Origin of the sequence: Streptomyces sp. NPDC052496 (assembly GCF_040679095.1) — a bacterium.
Taxonomy (GTDB): domain Bacteria; phylum Actinomycetota; class Actinomycetes; order Streptomycetales; family Streptomycetaceae; genus Streptomyces.
In genome coordinates this window covers 34,972-58,960 of record NZ_JBFAUH010000039.1, presented here as the reverse complement: position 1 = coordinate 58,960, position 23,989 = coordinate 34,972, and the positions used below count along the sequence as shown (strand labels likewise).

The window sequence follows — 23,989 nt, the reverse complement described above, 5'->3', positions numbered from 1 at the left end:
GGAGTCCGACGTGTGCTCCTCCGATCCTGGGGCGCGGGAGCGGGCCGCGTGGGGCGCGGGAGCGGGCCGCGTGGGGCGCGGGAGCGGGCCGCGTGGGGCGCGGAATCCGGAGGCATGGGGCGCGGGAACGGGCCGCATGGGGCGCGGAACGCATTTCCGTGGGGCGTGCCCCTCCGGATAACCTCGCGGAAGTCACCTTTCTTACGCAGGAGAATCACCATGGCCCAGGTCCAGCGCATGTCCCGGTTGATGATCAAGACGCTGCGCGACGACCCGGCCGACGCCGAGACCGCCAGCCACAAGCTGCTCGTGCGCGCCGGCTACGTCCGCCGCACCTCCGCCGGCATCTGGACCTGGCTGCCGCTGGGCAAGAAGGTGCTGGAGAACGTGTCGCGCATCATCCGCGAGGAGATGGACGCGATCGGCGCCCAGGAGGTGCTGCTGCCGGCCCTGCTGCCCAAGGAGCCCTACGAGGCCACCGGCCGCTGGGAGGAGTACGGCGACCAGCTCTTCCGGCTCAAGGACAGGAAGGGCGCGGACTACCTCCTCGGTCCCACCCACGAAGAGATCTTCACCCTCATGGTCAAGGACCAGTGCACGTCCTACAAGGACCTGCCGGTGATGCTCTACCAGATCCAGACCAAGTACCGCGACGAGGCGCGCCCGCGCTCCGGCGTGCTGCGGGGCCGCGAGTTCCAGATGAAGGACTCGTACAGCTTCGACACCACCGACGAGGGCCTGGCCGAGTCGTACCGCCTGCACCGCGAGGCGTACCAGAAGATCTTCCAGCGCCTGGGCCTGGACTACCGCATCGTCTCCGCCGTCTCCGGCGCCATGGGCGGCTCCGCCTCCGAGGAGTTCCTGGCCCCCGCCGCGGCCGGTGAGGACACCTTCGTGGACTGCCCGGCCTGCGACTACGCGGCCAACACCGAGGCCGTCACGGTCACGGTCGAGCCCTCGGACGCCTCCGGCGTCGGCGCGGTGGAGGAGCTGGACACCCCCGACACCCCGACCATCGAGACGCTCGCCGAGCACCTGGGCGTGCCGGCCTCCGCCACGCTGAAGAACCTGCTGGTCAAGGTCGACGGCGAGATCGTCGCGGTGGGCGTGCCCGGCGACCGCGAGGTGGACCTCGGCAAGCTGGGCGAGCACCTGGCCCCGGCCACGGTCGAGCTGGTCACCGCCGAGGACTTCACCGGCCGCGAGGACCTGGTCCGCGGCTACGTCGGTCCGCAGGGCCTGGCCGGCAAGTCCTTCAAGTACCTCGCCGACCCGCGCGTCGCGCCCGGTACGGCCTGGATCACCGGCGCCAACAAGGACGGCAAGCACGCGCGCAACGTCGTCGCGGGCCGTGACTTCGAGGTCGACGAGTACCTGGACGTCGTCGTGGTCGAGCCGGGCGACCCCTGCCCCAAGTGCGGCACGGGCCTGCGCATCGACCGGGCGATCGAAATCGGCCACATCTTCCAGCTGGGCCGCAAGTACGCGGATGCCTTCGAGCTGGACGTGCTCGGCCAGAACGGCAAGCCCGTGCGCGTCACGATGGGCTCGTACGGCATCGGTGTCTCCCGCGCCGTCGCGGCCCTCGCCGAGCAGACCTTCGACGAGTCCGGCCTGTGCTGGCCGGCCGAGATCGCCCCGGCCGACGTGCACGTGGTCGCCGCGGGCAAGGCCAAGCAGACGGAGCTGGCCCTGGAGGTCGGCGACAAGCTCGGCGCCGCGGGCCTGCGCGTCCTGGTGGACGACCGGGCGGGCGTCTCGCCGGGTGTGAAGTTCACCGACGCCGAGCTGCTGGGCGTCCCGAAGATCCTGGTCGCGGGGCGCCGCGCCGGCGAGGGCGTCGTCGAGCTGAAGGACCGCCGTACGGGCGAGCGCGAGGAGCTGACGGTCGAGGAGGCCGTGGCCCGGCTGAGCGCCTGACACAGAGCGGCCCAGGGGCCGGGCGGGACCGGGGAGCCGGTCTTGCCCGGCCCTTGGTCTGTCTGTGCGGGGCGGCGTCGGGGGCCGGTGCTGCCTGGTCCTTGGCCTGTCTGGGGCGGCGTCGGGGGGCCGGTGCTGCCCGGTCCGTGGTCTGTCCGTACGGGGCGACGTCGGGGAGCCGGTGCTGCCTGGCCTCTGGCCTGTCTGTGCGGTAGCCCCGGGAAGCCGGTCCTGCCCCGTCCCTGGTCTGTCTGTGCGGCGGCGTCGGCAAGCCGGTCCTGCTAGCGCCTCGTCCGTCCGCACGGCAGCCTCGGGTAGCCGGTCCCGCTCGGCCCCGGGCCCGTCCGTACGGCAGCCTCGCGTAGCCGGTCCCGCTCGGCCCCGGGCCCGTCCGTACGGCAGCCTCGCGTAGCCGGTCCCGCTCGGCCCCACGCCCGTCCGCACGGCAGCCCCGGATAGCCGATCCCGCCCGGCCCTGGCCCGTCCGGCAGCCCCGTCCCTACAGCCAGGTGGCGAACTCCAGCAGCAGCTCGCCGCGCTGCGCGTCGCCGCCCGGTGTCGTCATCTCGCGCACTCCCGAGTCCACCGCCCGGTACAGCGTCCAACTGCGCAGCCGGTCCCGGTCCACGTCCAGGGAGTCCGCCAGCTTGGCCACCCGGCGCCGGGCCGCCGACGCGGCGCCCGAGCCGGCCGCCAGGTCCTCGAAACGGTCCAGCACCAGCCAGGCCAGGTCGTACGCCCGCTCGCCGACCACCGGCGAGGGGCCGACCGCCAGCCACGGGGTGCGTTCCCCGGCCAGCACCTTGCCCTGCCGGAAGGCACCGTGCAGCAGTACCTCCTCGGAGGCGTCGGACGGCAGCGCCCGGCGCAGCTCCAGGCTCTCGTCCAGCAGCGGTCCCGCCGCCGGGGTCGCCGCCCCGAGGGCCCGCAGCTCCTCGACGGTCTCCTCCGTACGGCCCGCCAGCGACGCGAACGGGTGGCCCTCGGCCGGCGGCACCCACAGCCGCCGTACCGTCCCGGCCGCCTCCAGCAGCGCCTTCGCCTCCGGCAGCGAGCGCAGGGACACCGCGCCCTGCAGACGCTCCAGGAGCAGCGCACCTCCGGTCTCGTCGGCGCGCAGCAGCCGTGCCGCGCCCCAGCCGTCCCACTGCGCCAGCGCCGCGCCCTCGTGCGCCGGAGCGCGGCCGGGCGCCGGGAACTTCAGCGCGGCCGGTGTCCCGTCGGCCTGCCGCACGTACACCAGCAGACTGCTGCGCCCGCCCGGCTCGTGCACCCGCTCCGGTGTCAACTCCCAGGCGTCCAGGTGCTGCTGCACCAGGGCGGGCAGCGCTTCCAGCCAGGCACCGGCCGGTCCGTCCGGATCGCCGCCGAGCGCGCTCACCAGCCGTCGCGGCGGTTCGATGGGTGCCGTAGCCATGCCTGTGCTGTCCCTTTCGGTGGACGTTCGGTGACCTCCCGGTACGGGTGGCCGTCAGTGCCGGTCCGCGGCGGCGCCGTGCGCCGCGCCGGACGGGGTGCCGGCGCCCCCGGCCCGTTCCGCGAGCCCAGGGAAGGCTACGCCGCTGCCGCGCCAGCGCACCGCACGCACCGCGGCCTCCCGCAGCGCCCCCGCCGCGTCCCGGCGCCGTGCGCCGGCACCGTCCCGGACGAGATCGGCGTACACGGCCGCCACCCGGTCCTCCAGCTCCGCGGCCAGCCGGACCGCGGCGGCCGCGTCCGGCACCGCGAACGGCAGCTCGTACGCGGCCGCGGCGGCCTGCGGGGTGCCGCCCAGGTCCCGTACGCCGCGCCGCAGCTCGTCCCGGCGCGCGCGGTGCGCGTCGTACCCCTCCCGCGCCTCCTTGCGCCGGTCCTCGCCGATCCGGCCGCCGACCACGCCGTAGCCGTACACGGCCGCGTGCTCGGCTGCCAGCGCGGCCTGGAGGGCCCGCAGCTCGGCGCCCCGTGCGCCGTCCTCCGTCGCCCCGGTGTGCTCCGCCTTCGTCAGCATCGCTGTGCCCCTTCCGTGGCCGCGGCGGGGCTCCGCCCCGTCCGCTGTCCCGTCGTGCGTCCGTCCGCCGCCCCGGCGTGCCTCATGCGCCGTCCTCGGTGAGCAGGTACGCGTGCGACGCGCCCGCCGCCGCGACCGACGCCAGCAGTCTGGCCAGCTCCGGCGGCGCGCTCACCAGGGCAGCGGCGCGCGCGTCCGCGGTGCGGCGCTCCGCCGCGGCGAGGTCCGTACGCGCCTGCTTCTCGTCGGACGGGACGGCGGGGGCGGACGGTGCGGGGGAGGAGGGGGGCGACGCGCCCGTACGGGGCCGCGCGGACGGGGCGTCGGACGGGCCGGCGGACGTCGAGGGTGCCGGGGAAGCGGGCGCGGAGGGAGCCGGAGAGGCCCCGAACGCCGCCGCGTGCCGGGCCACTTCGGTCCGCAGGGGGCGCAGCCGGTCGTCGAGCCCGGGGTGCGCGGCGAGCGTCGCGTCGTACCGGGCGAGCAGGGCGGCGCTGTCCCGTGCGGCCTGTCGGCGCAGCCGGGCGTCCGCCGCCGCGGCCCCGTCCTTCCTGCCCCCGCCGGACCCGGAATCCTCCGAGCAGCCGGTGAGCAGCAGTGCCGCCCCACCGAGCACGGAGCCGGTCAGCAAGGTCCTCCTGCGCGTGTGCGCGACGTTGTGCACGTGTGACTTCCCGGGGTCTTCGGTGGGGGCGGCCGTAGTGATCACCGCAGGCGAGCGTATCCGTGACCGGCCGCCGAATCGTCAGTACCCCGCCGGAACAGCTAGGCTTTGACCCGACACGCGACCTTCCCACAACAGCACACGCGGCCGAGGAGTCACCCGGATGAGCACCACCCAGAGCGAGAGGCTGCGCGGACTGCTTGAACCGCTCGTCGCCGCGCGAGACCTGGATCTGGAAGAGATCGAGGTGACACCGGCCGGAAAGCGGCGTGTGCTGAGGATCGTGGTCGACTCCGACGACGGCGTGCAGCTGGACGAGTGTGCCGAGCTGAGCCGCGAGGCCTCGCAGGCGCTCGACGACTCCGACGTGATGGGCGGCGCCCCGTACACGCTGGAGGTCACCTCCCCCGGAGCCGACCGTCCGCTGACCGAGCCGCGGCACTACCGCCGCGCCGTCGGCCGCCTCATCAGGGCCCAACTCCACGAGGGCGGCGAACTGGTGGCGCGTATCACCGCCATGGACGACGAGGGTCTGGACCTGGAGGTACCGGGCGTGAAGGGGCGCAAGCCCACCGCCCGCCGGGTCGCCTTCGCCGAGATCGCCAAGGCGCGCGTGGAGATCGAGTTCAACCGCAAGCAGGACAAGGGGCGCGACGACCGCGCCGAGCAGAACGACGAGAGCCAGGAGGAGGCGTAGCCGTGGACATCGACATGAGTGCCCTGCGGGGTTTGGTACGGGAGAAGGAGATCTCGTTCGACCTGCTGGTCGCGGCCATCGAGTCGGCCCTCCTCATCGCGTACCACCGCACCGAGGGAAGCCGCCGCCACGCGCGCGTGGAGCTGGACCGCAACACCGGCCATGTGACGGTGTGGGCCAAGGAGGACCCGGCCGACCTCGAAGAGGGCGCCGAGCCCCGTGAGTTCGACGACACCCCGTCCGGCTTCGGCCGGATCGCGGCGACCACCGCCAAGCAGGTCATCCTGCAGCGGCTGCGGGACGCCGAGGAGGAGATCACCTTCGGCGAGTACGCCGGGCGGGAGGGCGACGTCGTCATGGGCGTCGTCCAGCAGGGCCGGGATCCGAAGAACGTCCTGGTCGACATCGGCAAGCTGGAGGCCATCCTGCCGGCGCAGGAGCAGGTCCCCGGCGAGGAGTACGCGCACGGCACCCGGCTGCGCTCGTACGTCGTCCGGGTGGTCAAGGGCGTGCGCGGCCCGTCCGTGACGCTCTCGCGCACCCACCCCAATCTGGTGAAGAAGCTCTTCGCCATGGAGGTGCCGGAGATCGCCGACGGTTCGGTGGAGATCTCCGCCATCGCCCGTGAGGCAGGTCACCGCACCAAGATCGCCGTACGGTCCACCCGCTCCGGGCTGAACGCCAAGGGCGCCTGCATCGGCCCCATGGGCGGCCGGGTGCGCGCGGTCATGGCCGAGCTGCACGGCGAGAAGATCGACATCGTCGACTGGTCGGACGACCCGGCCGAGCTGGTGGCGCACGCCCTGTCGCCCGCACGGGTCAGCAAGGTCGAGGTCGTCGACCTCGCGGCCCGCTCCGCCCGGGTGACGGTGCCCGATTACCAGCTGTCGCTGGCCATCGGCAAGGAAGGGCAGAACGCCCGGCTCGCCGCCCGGCTCACCGGCTGGCGGATCGACATCCGCCCGGACACCGACCAGGGCGCGGGCCAGGACTGACCTCGGGCCGCCGCCGGCACGGAAGAGCCGTGCCGGATGGCGCTCCGCAGGTGCGACGGGGTGCGGCCGCAGCCGAAAATCGGTGGCGGCCCACCGGAATTTTGAGCGACCGTTCGGGCATTACCCCGTAGGGGTGAGGTCGGCGCGGGGAGGTAGACTGAAGCAGTGTCTGGCCGGACGCATGCCCGCGCATGCCCTGAGCGCACCTGTGTGGGGTGCCGGGAGCGAGCGGCCAAGGGCGATCTGTTGCGGATCGTGGTGATCGAGGGTGAGTGTGCCCCCGATCCTCGCGGTACGCTGCCCGGCCGGGGTGCTTACGTGCACCGAACCCGGGTCTGTCTCGACCTGGCGGTCCGCCGCCGGGCTTTCCCCCGGGCCTTCCGGGGCCGGGGACCGTTCGATGTGACGGCCTTGCGCCGGTTCATCGAAGGGGCGCATGTTGATCAAGCCGCACCGGTTGATCAGGCAACACCGTAAGAAAGCACAGCGCACGGAAAACCGTGCGGTCAGGTACCTCGCGAGTCGGAAGTAGGTCGAGATTGCGATGAGCACTCGATGAGTACGCGATGAGTACGCCCATGAAGTAGCGACGGTCCGGTGGACACCCGGACCTAGAAGGAGCGAAGTGGCTAAGGTCCGGGTATACGAACTCGCCAAGGAGTTCGGAGTGGAGAGCAAGGTCGTCATGGCCAAGCTCCAAGAACTTGGTGAATTCGTCCGTTCGGCGTCCTCGACGATCGAGGCGCCGGTTGTTCGAAAGCTGACCGACGCTTTCCAGGCAGGCAACGGCAACGGCCGTGCCGCCGGCAAGCCCGCGGCGCCGCGCAAGAGCGCGCCCGCAAAGCCCGCGCCGTCCCCGGCGCAGGCCCGTCCCGCCGCCCCGAAGCCGGGCGCCCCCAAGCCGGGCCCCGCCGCTCCGGCGCCGGCCGCCCCCGAGGCGCCCCAGTCCCAGGCCCCGGCGGCTCCCGCCGAGGCCCCGAAGTCGGCCCCGGCCCCGGGTCCGCGCCCCACGCCGGGCCCCAAGGCCCCGGCGCCCAAGCCCGCTCCGGCCGCGCCCGCGCAGCCCGAGTTCCAGGCCCCGCCGTCGGCTCCGGCGCCCAAGCCCGGCGCCACCCCCGGCCCGCGTCCGGCCCGCCCGCAGGGCGGTCAGGGCGGCGGCCAGGGCCGCGGCAACGCCCCGCGTCCCGGCGGCGACCGCCAGGGCGGCGCCCCGCGTCCCGGCGGCAACCGTCCGTCCGGCCCGCGTCCGGGCAACAACCCCTTCACCTCCGGCGGCTCCACCGGCATGGCGCGCCCGCAGGCGCCCCGTCCCGGTGGCGCGCCGCGCCCCGGCGGCCAGGGTGCCCCCGGCGGCCCGCGCCCGCAGGGCGGCCAGGGTGGCCAGGGCGGTCCCCGTCCGCAGGCTCCCGGTGGCGCCCGTCCGACCCCGGGCGGCATGCCCCGTCCGCAGGGTGCCGGCCAGGGTGGCCCGCGTCCCGGCGGCGGTAACCGTCCCAACCCGGGCATGATGCCCAAGAGCCCGGCTGCCGGCCCGCGTCCGGGCCCCGGCGGCGGCGGTCGCGGCCCCGGTGGTGCCGGTCGTCCCGGTGGCGGCGGTCGTCCGGGCGGCGGCGGCTTCGCCGGCCGTCCCGGTGGCGGCGGCGGTCGTCCGGGTGGCGGCGGCGGTTTCGCCGGCCGTCCCGGTGGCGGCGGTCCCGGTGGTGGCGGCGGCTTCGGCGGTCGTCCCGGTTTCGGCGGCCGTCCGGGTGGTCCCGGTGGCCGTGGTGGCACGCAGGGCGCCTTCGGCCGTCCCGGCGGTCCCGCGCGCCGCGGTCGCAAGTCGAAGCGGCAGCGCCGTCAGGAGTACGAGGCCATGCAGGCCCCGTCGGTGGGCGGCGTCATGCTGCCCCGCGGCAACGGTGCGACGGTGCGTCTGTCGCGCGGTGCCTCGCTGACCGACTTCGCCGAGAAGATCAACGCCAACCCGGCGTCGCTCGTCCAGGTCATGCTGAACCTGGGTGAGATGGTCACCGCGACGCAGTCCGTCTCCGACGAGACGCTGCAGCTCCTCGGCGACGAGATGAACTACGTCGTCGAGATCGTCTCCCCGGAGGAGGAGGACCGCGAGCTCCTGGAGTCGTTCGACATCGACTTCGGTGAGAACGAGGGCGGCGAGGAGATGCTCGTCGCGCGTCCGCCGGTGGTGACCGTCATGGGTCACGTCGACCACGGTAAGACGCGACTGCTCGACGCGATCCGCAAGACGAACGTCATCGCGGGCGAGGCCGGCGGCATCACCCAGCACATCGGTGCCTACCAGGTCGCGACCGAGGTCAACGACGAAGAGCGGCGCATCACCTTCATCGACACCCCGGGTCACGAGGCGTTCACCGCCATGCGTGCCCGTGGTGCCAAGTCGACCGACATCGCGATCCTCGTGGTGGCGGCCAACGACGGTGTCATGCCGCAGACGATCGAGGCCCTGAACCACGCCAAGGCGGCCGACGTGCCGATCGTGGTCGCGGTCAACAAGATCGACGTCGAGGGCGCGGACCCGACCAAGGTGCGCGGCCAGCTCACCGAGTACGGCCTGGTGGCCGAGGAGTACGGCGGCGACACGATGTTCGTCGACATCTCCGCGCGCCAGGGCCTGAACATCGAGGAGCTGCTGGAGGCCGTGGTCCTGACTGCGGACGCCTCGCTCGACCTGCGGGCCAACGCCGAGCAGGACGCGCAGGGCATCGCGATCGAGGCCCACCTCGACCGTGGCCGCGGCGCCGTGGCGACCGTCCTGGTCCAGCGCGGCACGCTGCGCGTCGGTGACACGATGGTGGCCGGCGACGCGTACGGCCGTGTCCGGGCGATGCTCGACGACAAGGGCCAGAACGTGCAGGAAGCGGGTCCGTCGACCCCCGTCCTGGTGCTGGGTCTGACCAACGTCCCGGGCGCCGGCGACAACTTCCTGGTCGTCGACGAGGACCGCACGGCCCGCCAGATCGCCGAGAAGCGCGCCGCCCGTGAGCGCAACGCCGCGTTCGCCAAGCGCACCCGCCGGGTGTCGCTGGAGGACCTGGACAAGGTGCTCAAGGCCGGCGAGGTGCAGCAGCTCAACCTCATCATCAAGGGCGACGCGTCCGGTTCGGTCGAGGCCCTGGAGTCCTCGCTGCTCCAGCTCGACGTCGGCGAAGAGGTCGACATCCGGGTCCTGCACCGCGGCGTCGGTGCGGTCACGGAGTCCGACATCAACCTGGCGTCCGGCTCCGACGCGATCGTGATCGGCTTCAACGTCCGCGCCGAAGGCCGTGCGACGCAGATGGCCGAGCGCGAGGGCGTCGACGTCCGGTACTACTCGGTCATCTACCAGGCGATCGAGGAGATCGAGGCGGCCCTCAAGGGCATGCTCAAGCCGGAGTACGAAGAGGTCGAGCTCGGTACGGCGGAGATCCGCGAGGTCTTCAAGTCGTCCAAGCTGGGCAACATCGCGGGTGTGCTCATCCGCTCCGGCGAGGTCAAGCGGAACACCAAGGCACGCCTGGTCCGCGACGGCAAGGTCATCGCGGAGAACCTCAACATCGAGGGTCTGCGCCGCTTCAAGGACGACGTCACCGAGATCCGCGAAGGCTTCGAGGGCGGTATCAACCTCGGCAACTTCAACGACATCAAGGTCGACGACGTCATCGCGACGTACGAGATGCGGGAGAAGCCGCGCGGCTGATCACGCGCAGACAGAAAAAGCCCGCGCGTAGCGCGGTCCACCAGGGATGGTGGCCGGGAGACGGGCGGGAGGGGCCGGTCGGCGGAAGAAATTCCGTCGATCGGCCCCGGCCGTTGCCTGTACGGTTCGAATGGTTCGTACATCTGGCATCTAGTGCCCCACGGGTGGCCTTACCCGCACCGCATGTACGTAGGGACGCTGTCCTTCGACCTCCTCCTCGGCGACGTACGGTCGCTGAAGGAGAAACGCTCCGTCGTCCGCCCGATCGTCGCCGAACTGCACCGCAAGTACGCGGTCAGCGTGGCGGAGGTCGGCGAGCAGGATCTCCACCGCAGAGCCACCATCGGACTCGCGGCGGTGTCCGGGGACACGGGGCACCTCACAGACGTACTGGACCGCTGCGAGCGCCTGGTCGCCGCACGGCCCGAAGTGGAGCTGCTGTCGGTACGGCGGCGGATCCACGGCGACCATGACGACTGAGCGGGTCGTCGGCGCCACATGCACCATGGTGAAAGACACAGAAGGAGACGGACCAGTGGCCGACAATGCGCGGGCGAAGAAGCTGGCGGACCTCATCCGGGAGGTGGTCGCCCAGAAGCTGCAGCGCGGCATCAAGGACCCGCGGCTCGGCAGCCACGTGACCATCACGGACACCCGGGTCACCGGCGACCTGCGGGAGGCGACGGTCTTCTACACGGTCTACGGCGACGACGAGGACCGGGCCGGCGCGGCGGCCGGCTTGGAGAGCGCCAAGGGCATCCTGCGCTCCGAGGTCGGCAAGGCGGCGGGCGTGAAGTTCACGCCGACCCTGACCTTCGTCGCGGACGCGCTGCCGGAGAACGCCAAGACCATCGAGGACCTGCTCGACAAGGCGCGGGCCTCGGACGCCAAGGTGCGTGAGGCGTCCTCGGGCGCGACGTACGCGGGCGACGCCGACCCGTACCGCAAGCCGGGCGACGAGGACGAGGACACCACGGCGTAATGAAGCGGGAGAACACCGGCGCGAAGCGCGTGGAGCGCACCCGCGCCAAGCAGGGGGCGCCGGACGGCCTGGTCATCGTCGACAAGCCGGCCGGCTTCACCTCGCACGACGTGGTGGCCAAGATGCGGGGCATGGCGCGCACCCGCCGCGTCGGCCACGCCGGCACGCTCGACCCGATGGCGACGGGCGTGCTCGTCCTGGGCATCGAGCGCGCCACCAAGCTGCTCGGACACCTCGCGCTGACCGAGAAGGAGTACGTCGGCACGATCCGGCTCGGCCAGACGTCGGTCACCGACGACGCCGAGGGCGAGATCACCGCGTCCAAGGCCGCGCACGGCCTGGACCGGGCGGCCGTCGACGCGGGTGTGGCGGAGCTGACCGGCGCCATCATGCAGGTGCCGTCCAAGGTCAGCGCCATCAAGATCGACGGCAAGCGGTCGTACTCCCGGGTACGCAACGGCGAGGACGTGGAGATACCGGCCCGCCCGGTGACCGTCTCCTCCTTCGTCGTGTACTCGGCCGAGGAGGCCGAGGCCGAGGACGGCACGCCCGTCACCGACCTGCTGGTCTCGGTGGAGTGCTCCTCCGGTACGTACATCCGGGCGCTCGCCCGCGACCTGGGGGAGTCCCTCGGGGTCGGCGGTCACCTGACCGCGCTGCGGCGTACCCGGGTGGGCCCGTACAAGCTCGACCGGGCCCGCACGCTGGAGCAGCTGCAGGCGTCCGTGGACGACGAGGCGGGCGGCGGCCTGCCGGTCATGCCGATCGGCGAGGCGGCGGCCGCGGCCTTCCCACGCTGGGACGTCACGCTCGACCAGGCCCGGCTGCTCACCAACGGCGTACGGATCCCCATGCCGCGGTTCGACGAGGGCGACGGCCCGGTGCGGCCCGCGGCGGCGTTCGCGCCGGACGGGACGTTCCTGGCGCTGCTGGAGAACCAGGGCGGCCGGGCGAAGAGCCTGGCGGTCTTCGCGGCGTAGGCAGGGGCCTGGAGCCCAGGCCTTCGGAGCCCCGGCTCTCGGGGCCGCCCCCTCAGGGCCGAGTCCTCGGGGCACGGTACGGGGCATGGGGCACACGGGGCGCTGGCGCAGGGCATGGGGCGCGAGGCAGGAGGACGGGCGGAGCCAGGGGCATGGCGCCGCCCGGCGTAGGCCGGGGCCTGGAGCCCAGGCCCTTCGGAGCCCCGGCTCCCGGGGCCGAGCCCTCAGGGCCGAGTCCTTGGAGGCACGCTACGGGGCGCGGGGCATGGGGCGTGAGGCAAGAGGACGGGCGGTGCCGGAGTCATGGCGCCGCCCGTCGTCGTCTCCGCGGGCAGTGCGGTGGTGGTGCGGACCGTACGCGCCCCGTGGCGGCCGTCGGGGCGCGGGCGGCGGCGTGTGCTCCGGCGTGCGGGTGACACGCGCGGGCCGGGACGGTGGAACGCGCGCCCAGGGGTGCCGCACTCCACAGAAGCGAGGTGACCCTTCCCGCGAAGCGATGCGCGAGGCATGGCAGTCTTAGACCTGCGTAAGGCCGAGGGTGCCCGGATCCGACCGGGTTCTTCCCGGCGCAGTGACGGACGAGAGTTCTGGCGAGGAGCGGGCACAGTGCAGCGCTGGCGTGGCTTGGAGGACATCCCCGAGGGCTGGGGACGCAGCGTCGTCACCATCGGCTCCTACGACGGCGTGCACCGCGGGCACCAGCTGATCATCGGGAAGACGGTGGCGCGCGCCCGGGAGCTGGGCGTGCCGGCGGTGGTGGTCACCTTCGACCCGCACCCCAGCGAGGTCGTACGGCCCGGCACCCACCCGCCGCTGCTGGCGCCGCACGAGCGGCGCGCGGAGCTGATGGCGGGGCTCGGTGTGGACGCGGTGCTGATCCTGCCGTTCACCAAGGAGTTCTCGAAGCTGGCCCCGGCCGACTTCGTGGTCAAGGTCCTGGTCGACAAGCTGCACGCGCAGCTGGTCGTGGAAGGACCGAACTTCCGCTTCGGGCACAAGGCCGCGGGCACGGTCGAGACGCTCGCGGAGCTGGGCGGCACCTACGACTACGCGGTCGAGGTGGTCGACCTGTTCGAGCGGGGGACGGCGGGCGGCGGCGAGCCGTTCTCCTCGACGCTGACCCGGCGGCTGGTCGCCGAGGGCGACGTCGCGGGGGCGCGCGAGGTGCTGGGGCGGCCGCACCGCGTCGAGGGAGTCGTGGTGCGCGGTGCGCAGCGCGGCCGTGAGCTGGGCTTCCCGACGGCGAACGTGGAGACGCTGCCGCACACCGCGATCCCGGCGGACGGGGTGTACGCGGGCTGGCTGCACGCGGACGGCGAGAAGATGCCGGCCGCCATCTCGGTCGGCACCAACCCGCAGTTCGACGGCACCATGCGGACCGTCGAGGCGCACGCCATCGACCGCGTCGGCCTGGAGCTGTACGGCCTGCACGTCGCGGTGGACTTCTACGCGTACCTGCGCGGCATGGAGAAGTTCGAGACGCTCGACGGGCTGCTGGAGCGGATGGCGGTCGACGTGAAGGAGACCCGCGAGCTGATCGGGTCGGCCGAGGACTGACGGCGGCTCAGGGGCCCGCACGGGGCCCCGCAACAACGGGACAGGGCCCGGCACTTCTTCGCGTGCCGGGCCCTGTCGTGTGCCGTGGTGTCACTGCGGCGGGGGCTGCTGCGTCCATCCCGGCTGGAGGCCGGGCTGGCCCTGCTGCGGCGCGTCCGGGGGCGGCTGCTGCCACCCGGCCGGCGGCTGCTGGCCCTGCGGCTGCTGGGTCCAGCCGCCCTGCTGCGGCGGGTACCCGGCGGGGTGCTGCCCCGGGGCCTCCTGGCCCGGCTGCTGCGGGTACGCCTGCTGGCCGTACTGCTGCTGCCCGTACTGCTGCTGGGCGTTCGGGTCGCCGGGCGGCATCTGCTGCTGGGCGGCCGGGTCGTTCCAGGCGCCCTGCGCCTGCTGGGTCCGGGAGAAGTCCTCCGCCACCAGCGCGGACAGGTTGAAGTACGCCTCGCGGGTCTTGGGACGCATCATGTCCAGGTCGACCTCGGCACCGGCGGCCAGATGCTCGTCGAACGGGACCACGACCACACCGCGGCACCGGGTCTCGAAGTGCGACACGATGTCGTCGATCTTGATCATCTTGCCGGTCTCGCGGACTCCGGAGATCACCGTGATACCGCGCTGGACGAGGTCGGCGTAGCCGTGCGCGGACAGCCAGTCCAGGGTGGTGCTGGCGCTGGACGCACCGTCCACCGACGGGGTGGAGATGATGATCAGCTGGTCGGCGAGGTCCAGCACGCCGCGCATCGCGCTGTAGAGCAGCCCCGTACCCGAGTCGGTGAGGATGATCGGGTACTGCTTGCCGAGGACGTCGATCGCGCGCCGGTAATCGTCGTCGTTGAACGTCGTCGAGACGGCCGGGTCCACGTCGTTGGCGAGGATCTCCAGACCGGACGGCGCCTGCGAGGTGAACCGGCGGATGTCCATGTAGCTGTGCAGCTGCGGAATCGCCTGCACCAGGTCACGGATGGTCGCGCCGGTCTCGCGGCGGACCCGGCGGCCGAGCGTGCCGGCGTCCGGGTTCGCGTCGATCGCCAGGATCTTGTCCTGCCGCTCGGAGGCGAGCGTGGCGCCCAGCGAGGTCGTCGTCGTGGTCTTGCCGACGCCGCCCTTGAGACTGATGACCGCGATCCGGTAGCAGGACATCACCGGCGTACGGATCAGCTCCAGCTTGCGCTGACGCTCCTGCTCCTCCTTCTTTGCGCCCAGCTTGAAGCGCGAGGGCTGCGCGTTGGCGCCCGGCTTCTTCTTCTTGGGCTGGTTGCGGAGCAGACGGTCGGAGGTCAGCTCGACGGCGGCGCTGTAGCCCAGGGGCGCGCCGGGGGCGGCCCGCTGCTGTTGCTGCTGCTGGCCCGGCTGCGAGTACTGCGCGTAATTGGCAGCGGCGTTCGGGTCGGTGCCTTGAACGGGGGTGGGGGCCTGCGGCTGCTGCGGGGCCTGCGGCTGGGGCTGTTGGGCCTGGGGCTGCTGCGGGTGCTGCTGGGCTTGCGGTTGCTGGGCTTGTGCTTGGGCCTGGGCCTGCTGCTGGCCGTATCCGGGGTACTGCTGCTGTTGCTGCTGCGCGGGTGCGGCCTGCTGCGGGTAGCCCTGGGCGGCCTGCGGGTAGCCGTAGGCGCCCTGCTGCTGCGGATAGCCGTACGCAGCCTGCTGCTGCGGCTGGGCCTGAGCCTGCTGGGGTGTCTGCTGCTGCGGCTGGGCCTGCTGCGGGTAGCCGTAACCGCCTTGCGCGGCAGCGGTGTTGGGGTCGGCCGGTGCCTGCTGCGGCATCGGGGCGTCCTGTTGGGGGTGCTGCTGCGGGTATCCGTAAGCGGGCTGCGGGTAGCCGTACGCGGCCTGCGGCTGGGCCTGTTGGGGCGCCTGCTGCTGGGGCTGGGGCTGCTGTGCCTGCTGCTGGTAACCGGGCTGCTGCTGATACGGCTGCTGCTGCGGCACCTGCTGGGCGTACGCCTGCTGCTGGGGCTGGCCTTGCTGCTGCGGGTACGGCTGCTGCTGGGCCTGACCCGTGCGCGGGTCCGCAGGCTGGTACTCCGGAGGCAGCGGCGGCAGATTCGCAGGCGCACCTGCCTGCTGTCCGGCAGCGGCGCCCCAAGGCGCACCCTGCTGAGGTACACCCTGCTGCGGCAGCTGCTGCTGAGGCATCTGCTGGGGCGCAGCCTGCTGCTGAGGCGGCTGCTCCTGCGGCATCTGCTCCTGCGGAGCCTGCTGCTGGGGCACGCTCTGCTGCGGAGCTTCCTGCGGTACGTCCTGCTGCTGTACGGCTTCCGGCTCCGGCTGCTGCGGCGCATCCGGGGTCGGCTGCTGCTCCACGGACTGCTGCTGAACGGGCGGCTGCGGCGCGGCGACGGGCGCTTCGGCTTCCGGCGCGGGCTGCGCCAGGGGAGCAGGAGCGGGAACGGGGGCCGGTGCCTCGGTTTCGGCGGCACCGTCGGACGAGACCGCCTCGTCGGCGCGCTGCTCGTCGGCGGCCGGTGCGGCCTCCACAGGGGCAGGCGCGGGGGCCGGTTCGGGCTCCGGGTCGTCGGCCCACAGGGACGCCGACGGGTCGACGCCGGTGCCGGCCCGTACGGTTCCGGCACTCCCGGAGGCGGAGCCCGCCGGCGCTTCGGACTCCGCGGGGTCGGCGGGCGTCTCCGGCGCGGCCTCGGCGACAGGCGCGGGCGGCGCCACGGGAGCCACCGGCTCGGGCGCGGGCGGTGCGGGCGCGACCGGCGCCGGTGCGACCGGCGGCGCGGTGGGCGCGGGCGCCGGAGCGGCGTCGGCGGCGCCGGCGTCGGGACGCAGCGTCGGGAACGCGGGCGGGGCGGCAGGCGGTGCCGTGGCGCCATGCGGCGCACCATGCGGCGCACCTTGGGCCGGTCCGGTCTGCGGGCCGGCCTGGCCCGGGCCCGGCTGCGCGGGCCCGCTCAGCGGCGCGCCGGTGGGCGGCGTGGAAGGCGTGGCAGCGGGAGGTGTGGCCGGAGCGGCCGCGGCCGAACCGCCGCCGCTGGTGTCGTTGCTGGCGTACCAGGCCGGAGCCGCGAAATCGATCTTGAATTCACCCGTCAGATCGAACTCGGACTGGTCGTCGTCAGGATCGTTCCCGTCCGGACGGAAAGCCTCCTGCTCCCTCACTGTGCCTCCTGGTGTACTGAAACGCACCTGAACGGCAGGACCGGATACAGGCGGATCAATCGGATGTAGCGGACGTCGGACCACACCACCCCGGGTAGCGCCAACACTAACTGTCTCCATCCCCGTATCGGCAGCCGCCGGTGTGCTCTTGCGGCTCTCCGACACAGCCTAATCAACAGTCGGCCTCGAACGGCAGTCGATGTCATCTCGTCTTGGCAACCCGGCGGCGCACCGGAAGCGCACCGGCGGCACACCGGTGGCCGCGCCCCATGCCGCGCCTGCATGGGGCGCGGCCCGCCGAAGGCTCCGGCGTGCGGCCCCGTGCGCCAAGCACGCGCACGGGCCCGCGGACACCCCCAAGAGGTACCCGCGAAAGCCCGCGCCGTACGTGCGGCACTCCGTGGAGCGCCCCGTCAGTCCATCCGGCGCGCGCCGCCGAGCAGATTCGTCTCCGCGTCGGTGGGCTGCGTCATCACGAACTGGTGACTGTCCCGCGTGCACCAGAGCATCGCGTTGTCGCTGAGCGTCGGCAGTACCCCGCCGATCTGCGCCGGCAGCCGCATGATGCGCGTCACGACCTCGGCCTCCTCCGGCGACAGCCGCTGCAGGCAGACCAGGTCGGCACGGGCCAGCATCTGCGGTGACCGCGGGCCCAGGAAGGGCAGCACGGTCAGCGTGGTCTGCCAGGGGCCGGGCGCCAGCTGGTTGCGCGGCGGTCGCGCGCCCATGTCCCGTACGACCAGTACCGGACTGGAGACCGACGGCCCCTGCGGCGCGATCTGCCGTACGTCGTGCACCGAGACGCACTGCTGCCCGCCGCCCGCGGCCTGCGCCATCTGCGCCCAGGCCGGCGGCCGCGCGGTCTCCACCGCGACCCGCGCGCCGGTGGCGACCGTACGCAGCGACAGCACCTGCGCCAGCCACATGCTGCCCACCAGCACCACTTCGAGCGGGCTGGGCCGCAGCAGGCTGAGCACCGCCGGCTGGTTCTGCGGATCGATGCCGATGACGACGCCGTCCTCGGCGACCGGCAGCGTCAGCGCGCCGAGCGACTCCGGCGTCAGGACGTGGGGGCTGCGCCGCGGGCCCTTCAGGCCGAAGCCCGGCTGCGGGCGCGGGCCGTTGGGCGCGGCCTGCCGTTCGTCGGGCCGGGGCTCGTGGGAGAGCCGCCGCCCGCCGCCCGCGGGCGCGCCGCCGATGGGGGGATTGCGCCAGCCGTCGCTGCTCGGGGTGGCGCGGGGCTGGTAGGTGGGCGTCGCCATCAGCGGGTACCTCCGAGGGGAAGCGTGGCCAGGAGGCCGGGCAGCTGCTCACGGTCCAGCCGTACGAGCCCGACCTTCGCGGAACCGGAACGGCGCTCCAACTCGCCCTGTGCGGCGTCCAGTTCGTTCTCGCTGCGGGTGGAGAGGCGGACGTAGCCCGAGATGGCGGGCGCCCGGCCGCCGCCGTGCGAGGCGGTCAGCGAGAAGGTGCTGGCCATGGCCGGGGTGCTGCTGAGCAGCTGGACGACGTCCGACAGCGGCGTACCGCCCTGCCCCAGCTGCGGCCAGCGCCCGATCCAGTACGTGGTGTGCCAGCGGTCGTCGCAGCGCATGGCGCGGACCGTCTCCTGGGTGCGGCGCGCGGCGCGGCCGTCGCGCCCCATGGCGCCGTTCGCGGCGCGCGGGCTGACGCACACCGCGGTGCCCACCGCGGCCACCACCTCGCGCTCGGCGAGCACCTTGGCCCGTACGCCGTGCGCGGACAGCCGGCTGACGAGCTGGTCGGCGGCGCGCAGCAGCGACCGCTTGGCGCCGTCCAGACCGCCACCGCGCGCCTCGATGGCCTCCGCGCACAGTTCAGGGTCCAGCTTCAGTGCGATCCAGGTGAGCTGGAGCGCGGGCGTCCTGGTCTGCGCCTGGAGCGGGGCGTAGGAGCGGGCGGCGACGGCCTGTTCGGGCAGGTGCGGGGCCGGGGCCGGCTGGGTGTACTGCACGAACTGCACCGATTCGAGGTGGATGTCCTCCACGTCCAGCGCGGTGTGCAGGACGTCCATCGGCAGCGGACGGCCGCCGCCCGACGGGCGCAGCGGCTCGTCGCGGCCCTCCAGCTGGACGATCGCGGTCAGGAACGTGCCGTCCCCGACGAAGCCGATCGCACGTTGCTCGGCGTCGGTGTACTCGTACGTGCGCAGCGCCGGGTCGCACTCCACCAGCGGCGCGAAGGCCGGGTCGACACCACCGGAGCCCGCGGCCGAACCGCTCCGCTTGGCCCGGCGCTTCATCGCGCGCACCGTCGTGATCCACTCCGGCAGCGGGACGCGCCGGCGCCGGCCGAGGGCGAAGACGACGAGGACGGCCGCCAGCACCGCCGCGACGGTCAGGGCCACGGGGTGGATCGCCCACCCCACCAGAACCAGCGCCGCGGCGATCTCGATGATCGCGAGCTGTTGGACGCGGACGCCGCCGATGCTGCCGGCCTGCGGGCGCAGCCGGGGCGCCACCGGGCCGGCCGGCCGGTCGGCGGAGCCACCTGGGCCCCGATTTCCTCCATTGCCCGGAGCTATACCGTTTTGGTCCGCATTTCCCGCGTAATGCGGCGCAACGGAAGGCTGTTGCTGTTGCTGCCGCCCATTGCGGCGTCGAGCCCTGGTGGCGCTGGACATCCCCCGGCCTGCTCCTCTACTGGTGGTGTGGCTCCGAGCATTGTGCCTCTGAGCGGTATGTCTTCCCGGCCTCAGTACCGTCGTCGAGACTGGTGCACCGGAAGGTGGCACCCGTACCGTACGGGTCGATCGACACACGGCATAGTAGAGGGCGCTGCGGCCCGAGTGCCGGGGGCGGTCCACGGTGGATCCGACAGGCGGGGAGAGAAAGCAACAATGGCATCACGTCGGGACGAGCTGAATGCGTATTCGTTCGCTCGAAAGCGGACGACTGCGGCATTTCTGAAGCCGCTGCCGAACGGCTCGATCGAGAGCGCGCCGCGGCCGCTCAAGGCGGTGCTCCCGAGCATCCTGCTCGGCCTGGTGGTCACCGTGGGCTTCGGCGCCTGCGGCATCCTCAAGCCGGTCGCCCCGAAGGGGTGGGACACGCCGGCGCAGAACGTCATCGTCGGCGACAAGTCCACCACCCGGTATGTCGTACTGAACAGCAAGGGTGAAAACGGAAGCAATCAGAAACTTCTGCACCCGATCCTCAACCTGGCCTCCGCCAAACTCCTTCTCGATCCGAAGAAGTTTCAGGTCGTAAAGGTGAAGGAAGAGGAACTCGACGGAAAGATTCCGCACGGCCCGGCCATCGGAATCCCGTACGCCCCCGACCGGCTGCCCACCGACAAGGAGGCCGGCACCCCCAAGATCTGGGCGGTGTGCGACCGCCCGGGCAGCGGCGAGAACAGCAAGTCCCAGCAGGCCGTGTTCGTCCTCGGCGGCAAGGACAAGGCCAAGGTGCTCGACCACGGCAAGCTGGACCTGCACCAGGCGCTGTACGTGCAGGACCCGGAGGGCGAGAAGTTCCTGGTCGACGAGAACGGCGTGGCCTTCAAGTTCGACGCCCTCGCCGGCAAGGCACCCTCGCCGGCCGTGAAGGAGCAGCAGGACGACAAGCTGCGCCGGGTCATCTTCGGCGACGCACAGCCCCAGCAGGTGACCTCCGAATGGATGAACACCCTCATCAAGAGCCAGATGCCGCTCATCATGCCCCGGGTGGACAAGGCGGGCACCCGGATGCCCGTCGAGGGGGTGCCGAGCGAGTTCAGCGTCATCGGCAACATCCTGCAGGCCGGCGACAACCAGAAGTACGTCGTGACCGCCGACGGCCTGGAGAAGGTCACCAACTTCCAGGCCAAGCTGCTGCTGGAGGGGCCGAACGCGACCGCCGTGAAGAAGGGCGGCGAGAAGATGGACGCGATCAAGGTCTCGACCGACAGCATCACCCCCAAGCGTGACGACAAGGACCAAGTCGTCCAGTTCGGCTCGGAGTACCCGGGCACGGCCCTGTGGCCCTCCGAGGCCGTCACCATGGCCAACGCCGCCGCGACGCGGCGCAGCTCCGGCATCGGCGACTCGGGCAAGGGCGCGGACGTGGCCTGCAGCGTCTACCACGGCACCAGCACGGACTACGCGAACGGGGCGGGCAGGGCGCTCGGCTTCAGCGGCGCCGTGCCGAAGATGAGCACCTGGGTCGGCAAGGACTACCCGGCCGCCATCGCCTCCGGCTCGGCCTCGTACGTGACGCCCGGCAGCGGCCTGCTGTACCAGCAGGTGACGGGCAACGCCAAGGAAGGCACGCTGTTCCTGGTGACCGACACCGGACTGCGTTATTCCGTGCCGCGCAGCAACGACAGCGCCACCAAGGCGGGCAATGCGGAGAAGGCACGCGACCAGGCGCAGATCCACCTCGGATACGAGAGCGTGCACCCGCCGACGGTCGACAAGGCGTGGTCGCAGCTGCTGTCGGAAGGGCCGCAGCTGGATGTCGACAGCGCCAAGAAGCCGCAGAGCTCCTGACGCTCGGAGCCGCTCCACGCTGGACGCCCGGATCCTCGCCAGTCTCGACGTTCGGAGCCGGGCGTCAGGAGCTCTGGACGCCCGGATCCGCTCCACTCTCGACGTCCGGATCCGCACTACTCCTTCACATGCGCGGGCGCTGCTTCACCATCCCGCTTGACCGAAACAAAGGCATCTGTCCGTTTCCATCGAATTGACATTCGCGTACGGCCAGTTGCCTTTGTTGTGATCCCGTCACAACCGCCCACCCGCTGTTGGGAACAGGCGTATGGAGTGGTTAAAGTGGCGGAAGGCGTCAACAGAAGATGCCGACCGGGGGCTCACTTCACGTCAGTCCCCCGGCACGACGTACGAGTCTCATGGGGGACGTTGACTTATGGCTGGTCAGCAGTTCACAACCACTGAGGAGGAGATGGTCGCATTCAGCGGCCGTATCTCCTCCGTCAACCAGTCGATCCAGGGTGAGATCACTCGCCTCAACGGGGTCGTCGAGGGCATCACGTCCGGGTGGAAGGGCGCTGCCGCCACCTCGTACCACCAGCTGCAGACCCAGGTGAATGACGACGCCAAGCGCCTGAACCAGCTGCTGAACGAGATCAAGGAAGCGATCGACTCGACCACGAAGAACTACGTGGCCTCGGAAGAGGAGCAGGCTCAGTCGATGTCCCACGTCTCCGCGCAGGCTTCGCCCTTCGGATGACGGGACCGCGCCGCCCTCCGCGGCGCGCCCACTTCGCCGTAGCACGCACCGGCCCACCGCCCCGGCGGTCCGTGGGCCGGCCCGTCTGCTGCGGCATGTGAATCGATCTCAGCTCAACTCCCCGAGGAGACTTCATGTCCGGCCAGATCCTCGTCAATTTCGCGACGATCTCCCAGGCCGCCTCCGACGTGCGCGGAACGGCCAACAACATCCGTACCCAGCTCGACGACCTCGAGTCGGGTGTCAAGAAGATCGCGGCCAGCTGGGAAGGTGCCGCGCAGGAGGGCTACCAGGCCCGCCAGCGCGAGTGGGACCAGCGCGCGGCTTCCCTGCACTCGACCCTGGAAGCCATCGCCAAGGCCCTGGACCAGGCCGCTCAGAACTACCAGAGCACCGAGTCCAAGAACGCCAGCATCTGGGGCGGCTGATCCGGCACCGTCCACCGACGGAGACGGACACAGCACAACGGCTGAGCAGCCACGAAGGCTCGCACAGTGGTGAATGAGGGCGGGCGCGCTGCACCAGTGCGCTCGCCCTCACGCAGTCCACCCACTTCTTCACCGCCTCCCCGGTTCCTCCTCCTCACCTTCCCGAATCCGCCACACACGGAGAGCAGACACCTCGTGGGATCTCGCGCCAATGGTCACCGAGCCGGCCACCGCCGACACGCGGCGGTAGCACTGGCCGGTGCTGCTTCGGCCGTCGCACTGTCCTGCGCCACGGCCGCACCGGCGATCGCGGACCCGAACGTGCCCCTGAACAGTGGCCAGTGCACGTTCGGCACCGACGACATCAAAGAGACCCCGTGGTCGCTGCAGCGCCTGCTCACCCGGCAGATGTGGGCCCACGGAGAGGGTGCCGGAGTGAAGGTCGCCGTCATCGACACCGGCGTCGACTCCGGCAACGAACAGCTGCGCGGCGCGATCAGCGGCGGCAAGAGCTATGTCGACAAGGGCAAGCCCACCGAGGACCAGGTCGGCCACGGCACCAAGGTCGCGGGCATCATCGCCGCCCGTCCGAAGGCCGGCTCCGGCTTCTACGGCCTCGCCCCCAAGGCGACGATCATGCCCTTCCAGCAGACGGACAAGGAAAAGGGCGGCACCGCCGCCAGCCTGGCCAAGGCGATAGACGACGCGGTCGCCGCGGGCGCCGACATCATCAACATCTCCCAGGGCACCAACGCGGACCGCGCCCTCCTCAGCGGCCTGCAGGCCGCGGTTACCCGGGCCGAGGCCAAGGACGTCCTGATCGTCGCCTCGGCGGGCAACGGCGGCGCGAGCGGTGCCGAGCAGAGCATGTACCCGGCCGCCTTCGACAACTCCAACGTGCTGGCCGTCGCCGCCTCCGACCGCAACAACGAGCGCGCCCCCTTCTCCCAGGCCGGCGCCTTCGTCGACATCGCCGCCCCCGGCGTGGACATGGTCTCCACCGTCCCCAACGGCGGCAACTGCGTCGACCAGGGCACCAGCTTCGCCGCCCCGTACGCCGCCGGCGCCGCGGCCCTCCTGATCGGCCGCAACAACGCCGAACATCAGAAGTGGAAGCCGCGCGAGATCATCTGGCACCTGGAGAAGACCGCCGAACGTGTCCGCAAGAACCGCGACCACAACATCGGCTGGGGTGTCGTCGATCCCGTAGCGGCCCTCAACGACCAGACCAAGCCGACCGGCGAGCCCAAACCGGACACCGACTCCGGCGCGGCCGACTCCGGCGCCAACATCCAGCCGGCCGTCCTGACCATCGGCGAATCCACCGAGGAACGACAGGCCCGCATCGCCATCTACATCATCGGCGGCGGCGCACTGGCCGTCGCCACGGTCGTCGGCACCTCGATCGCCATGCGTGACTGGCGCCGCAAGAACACCTTGAACACACGGGGAGGACACTAATGGGCAGCAGCGACGAGTATTACGTCGATCTTGAAGCGCTGGACACCGTAGGGCGCAAGCTCAACGGCGTGCTCAGGGCCATGACGGAGGCCAAGAGCAAGGCGGGACACAGCACATACCTTCCGGCCGGGACGCTGGGCACGGGGTTCCGTGAGGAGGAGGAGCTGCGTCGGGCGCATGATGAGATGAAGGCGTTCATGGATGACGAAATCCTCAAGAAGCTCGCTCATCTCGTCGATGACCTGAGCCAGAAGACGGCCAAGACGAAGGACGCGTATCACGACCGTGAATACGACGTCCACAACGCTCTGAACCCGGGGGGTAAGTGAC

The 23,989-nt window shown here is 72.0% G+C and carries 20 protein-coding genes; 14 read left to right on the top strand and 6 right to left on the bottom strand.

The genetic code is table 11. The features are described 5' to 3' along the window. The first annotated feature begins 219 nt into the window (after positions 1-219). Positions 220-1,920 carry a proline--tRNA ligase gene (locus tag AB0L45_RS35735; protein ID WP_365847625.1) on the top strand — a complete coding sequence of 567 codons (1,701 nt, stop codon included), beginning with the start codon at positions 220-222 and terminating at the stop codon, positions 1,918-1,920. Positions 1,921-2,419: 499 nt separating this feature from the next. Here the strand turns inward: AB0L45_RS35735 and AB0L45_RS35730 are convergent, their stop codons facing one another. From AB0L45_RS35730 to AB0L45_RS35720, 3 genes are all read right to left on the bottom strand, one after another. Next, on the bottom strand, positions 2,420-3,337 hold the full coding sequence (locus AB0L45_RS35730) for an aminoglycoside phosphotransferase family protein (protein ID WP_365847623.1): 918 nt from the start codon (positions 3,335-3,337) through the stop codon (positions 2,420-2,422). Between the two features lie 54 nt (positions 3,338-3,391). After that, entirely contained in the window at positions 3,392-3,910 is a 519-nt protein-coding gene (locus AB0L45_RS35725) for a ferritin-like domain-containing protein (RefSeq protein WP_365847621.1), read from the bottom strand. 82 nt (positions 3,911-3,992) lie between these two features. Further along, a complete protein-coding gene (locus AB0L45_RS35720; protein ID WP_365847619.1) occupies positions 3,993-4,619 on the bottom strand; it encodes a hypothetical protein in 627 nt (208 codons plus the stop codon). A 118-nt stretch (positions 4,620-4,737) separates the two neighbouring features. On the opposite strand from AB0L45_RS35720, the gene rimP reads away from it, so the two are divergent. The 8 genes from rimP to AB0L45_RS35680 all read left to right on the top strand — a co-directional run bounded on the left by rimP (position 4,738) and on the right by AB0L45_RS35680 (position 13,479). Next, a complete protein-coding gene (gene rimP, locus AB0L45_RS35715) occupies positions 4,738-5,271 on the top strand; it encodes a ribosome maturation factor RimP (RefSeq protein WP_365847617.1) in 534 nt (177 codons plus the stop codon). A 2-nt stretch (positions 5,272-5,273) separates the two neighbouring features. After that, positions 5,274-6,266 (top strand): transcription termination factor NusA, encoded by a 993-nt coding sequence (gene nusA, locus AB0L45_RS35710; protein ID WP_365847615.1) that lies wholly within the window; start codon positions 5,274-5,276, stop codon positions 6,264-6,266. A gap of 165 nt (positions 6,267-6,431) precedes the next feature. Further along, positions 6,432-6,743 carry a YlxR family protein gene (locus tag AB0L45_RS35705; RefSeq protein ID WP_365847613.1) on the top strand — a complete coding sequence of 104 codons (312 nt, stop codon included), beginning with the start codon at positions 6,432-6,434 and terminating at the stop codon, positions 6,741-6,743. A 148-nt stretch (positions 6,744-6,891) separates the two neighbouring features. Then, the gene (gene infB / locus AB0L45_RS35700; protein WP_365847611.1) at positions 6,892-9,960 is read left to right on the top strand and encodes a translation initiation factor IF-2; all 3,069 of its coding nucleotides are present in this window, start codon (positions 6,892-6,894) and stop codon (positions 9,958-9,960) included. Between the two features lie 183 nt (positions 9,961-10,143). Then, entirely contained in the window at positions 10,144-10,440 is a 297-nt protein-coding gene (locus AB0L45_RS35695) for a DUF503 domain-containing protein (protein ID WP_365847609.1), read from the top strand. A gap of 55 nt (positions 10,441-10,495) precedes the next feature. Further along, on the top strand, positions 10,496-10,942 hold the full coding sequence (gene rbfA / locus AB0L45_RS35690) for a 30S ribosome-binding factor RbfA (RefSeq protein WP_365847607.1): 447 nt from the start codon (positions 10,496-10,498) through the stop codon (positions 10,940-10,942). After that, positions 10,942-11,922 carry a tRNA pseudouridine(55) synthase TruB gene (gene truB / locus AB0L45_RS35685; protein ID WP_365847605.1) on the top strand — a complete coding sequence of 327 codons (981 nt, stop codon included), beginning with the start codon at positions 10,942-10,944 and terminating at the stop codon, positions 11,920-11,922. Before rbfA ends, truB begins: the two co-directional genes overlap by 1 nt. Before the next feature lie 606 nt (positions 11,923-12,528). Then, positions 12,529-13,479: a bifunctional riboflavin kinase/FAD synthetase gene (locus AB0L45_RS35680; protein WP_365847603.1), complete on the top strand. Its 951-nt coding sequence runs from the start codon at positions 12,529-12,531 to the stop codon at positions 13,477-13,479. A gap of 90 nt (positions 13,480-13,569) precedes the next feature. Here the strand turns inward: AB0L45_RS35680 and AB0L45_RS35675 are convergent, their stop codons facing one another. From AB0L45_RS35675 to eccE, 3 genes are all read right to left on the bottom strand, one after another. Next, positions 13,570-16,581 carry an SCO5717 family growth-regulating ATPase gene (locus tag AB0L45_RS35675; RefSeq protein WP_365847601.1) on the bottom strand — a complete coding sequence of 1,004 codons (3,012 nt, stop codon included), beginning with the start codon at positions 16,579-16,581 and terminating at the stop codon, positions 13,570-13,572. 413 nt (positions 16,582-16,994) lie between these two features. Further along, on the bottom strand, positions 16,995-17,843 hold the full coding sequence (locus tag AB0L45_RS35670; protein ID WP_365847599.1) for a hypothetical protein: 849 nt from the start codon (positions 17,841-17,843) through the stop codon (positions 16,995-16,997). After that, the gene (gene eccE / locus AB0L45_RS35665; protein ID WP_365847597.1) at positions 17,843-19,063 is read right to left on the bottom strand and encodes a type VII secretion protein EccE; all 1,221 of its coding nucleotides are present in this window, start codon (positions 19,061-19,063) and stop codon (positions 17,843-17,845) included. Before eccE ends, AB0L45_RS35670 begins: the two co-directional genes overlap by 1 nt. A 378-nt stretch (positions 19,064-19,441) precedes the next feature. Between eccE and AB0L45_RS35660 the strand changes: the two genes are divergently transcribed. The 5 genes from AB0L45_RS35660 (at position 19,442) to AB0L45_RS35640 (ending at position 23,988) form a co-directional block, all read left to right on the top strand. Further along, on the top strand, positions 19,442-21,070 hold the full coding sequence (locus tag AB0L45_RS35660) for a type VII secretion protein EccB (RefSeq protein WP_365847595.1): 1,629 nt from the start codon (positions 19,442-19,444) through the stop codon (positions 21,068-21,070). A 376-nt stretch (positions 21,071-21,446) separates the two neighbouring features. Continuing rightward, positions 21,447-21,770, top strand: a complete 324-nt coding sequence (locus AB0L45_RS35655) for a WXG100 family type VII secretion target (protein WP_030024339.1) — start codon at positions 21,447-21,449, stop codon at positions 21,768-21,770. Positions 21,771-21,904: 134 nt separating this feature from the next. Next, positions 21,905-22,198 carry a WXG100 family type VII secretion target gene (locus AB0L45_RS35650; RefSeq protein ID WP_030024340.1) on the top strand — a complete coding sequence of 98 codons (294 nt, stop codon included), beginning with the start codon at positions 21,905-21,907 and terminating at the stop codon, positions 22,196-22,198. Between the two features lie 321 nt (positions 22,199-22,519). Beyond that, positions 22,520-23,659, top strand: coding sequence for a type VII secretion-associated serine protease mycosin (gene mycP, locus AB0L45_RS35645; RefSeq protein WP_365847592.1), 1,140 nt, complete (start codon positions 22,520-22,522; stop codon positions 23,657-23,659). Beyond that, positions 23,659-23,988, top strand: a complete 330-nt coding sequence (locus AB0L45_RS35640) for a hypothetical protein (protein ID WP_365847590.1) — start codon at positions 23,659-23,661, stop codon at positions 23,986-23,988. Before mycP ends, AB0L45_RS35640 begins: the two co-directional genes overlap by 1 nt. Position 23,989: the final 1 nt, after the last annotated feature.

Excerpts from the sequence above, each read along its gene's own strand:
- AB0L45_RS35670 (WP_365847599.1), bottom strand. The coding sequence starts at position 17,843 with ATGGCGACGCCCACCTACCAGCCCCGCGCCACCCCGAGCAGCGACGGC.
- AB0L45_RS35640 (WP_365847590.1), top strand. The coding sequence starts at position 23,659 with ATGGGCAGCAGCGACGAGTATTACGTCGATCTTGAAGCGCTGGACACC.
- AB0L45_RS35730 (WP_365847623.1), bottom strand. The coding sequence starts at position 3,337 with ATGGCTACGGCACCCATCGAACCGCCGCGACGGCTGGTGAGCGCGCTC.
- AB0L45_RS35725 (WP_365847621.1), bottom strand. The coding sequence starts at position 3,910 with ATGCTGACGAAGGCGGAGCACACCGGGGCGACGGAGGACGGCGCACGG.
- AB0L45_RS35735 (WP_365847625.1), top strand. The coding sequence starts at position 220 with ATGGCCCAGGTCCAGCGCATGTCCCGGTTGATGATCAAGACGCTGCGC.
- AB0L45_RS35695 (WP_365847609.1), top strand. The coding sequence starts at position 10,144 with ATGTACGTAGGGACGCTGTCCTTCGACCTCCTCCTCGGCGACGTACGG.
- truB (WP_365847605.1), top strand. The coding sequence starts at position 10,942 with ATGAAGCGGGAGAACACCGGCGCGAAGCGCGTGGAGCGCACCCGCGCC.
- AB0L45_RS35655 (WP_030024339.1), top strand. The coding sequence starts at position 21,447 with ATGGCTGGTCAGCAGTTCACAACCACTGAGGAGGAGATGGTCGCATTC.
- AB0L45_RS35660 (WP_365847595.1), top strand. The coding sequence starts at position 19,442 with ATGGCATCACGTCGGGACGAGCTGAATGCGTATTCGTTCGCTCGAAAG.
- AB0L45_RS35650 (WP_030024340.1), top strand. The coding sequence starts at position 21,905 with ATGTCCGGCCAGATCCTCGTCAATTTCGCGACGATCTCCCAGGCCGCC.
- rimP (WP_365847617.1), top strand. The coding sequence starts at position 4,738 with ATGAGCACCACCCAGAGCGAGAGGCTGCGCGGACTGCTTGAACCGCTC.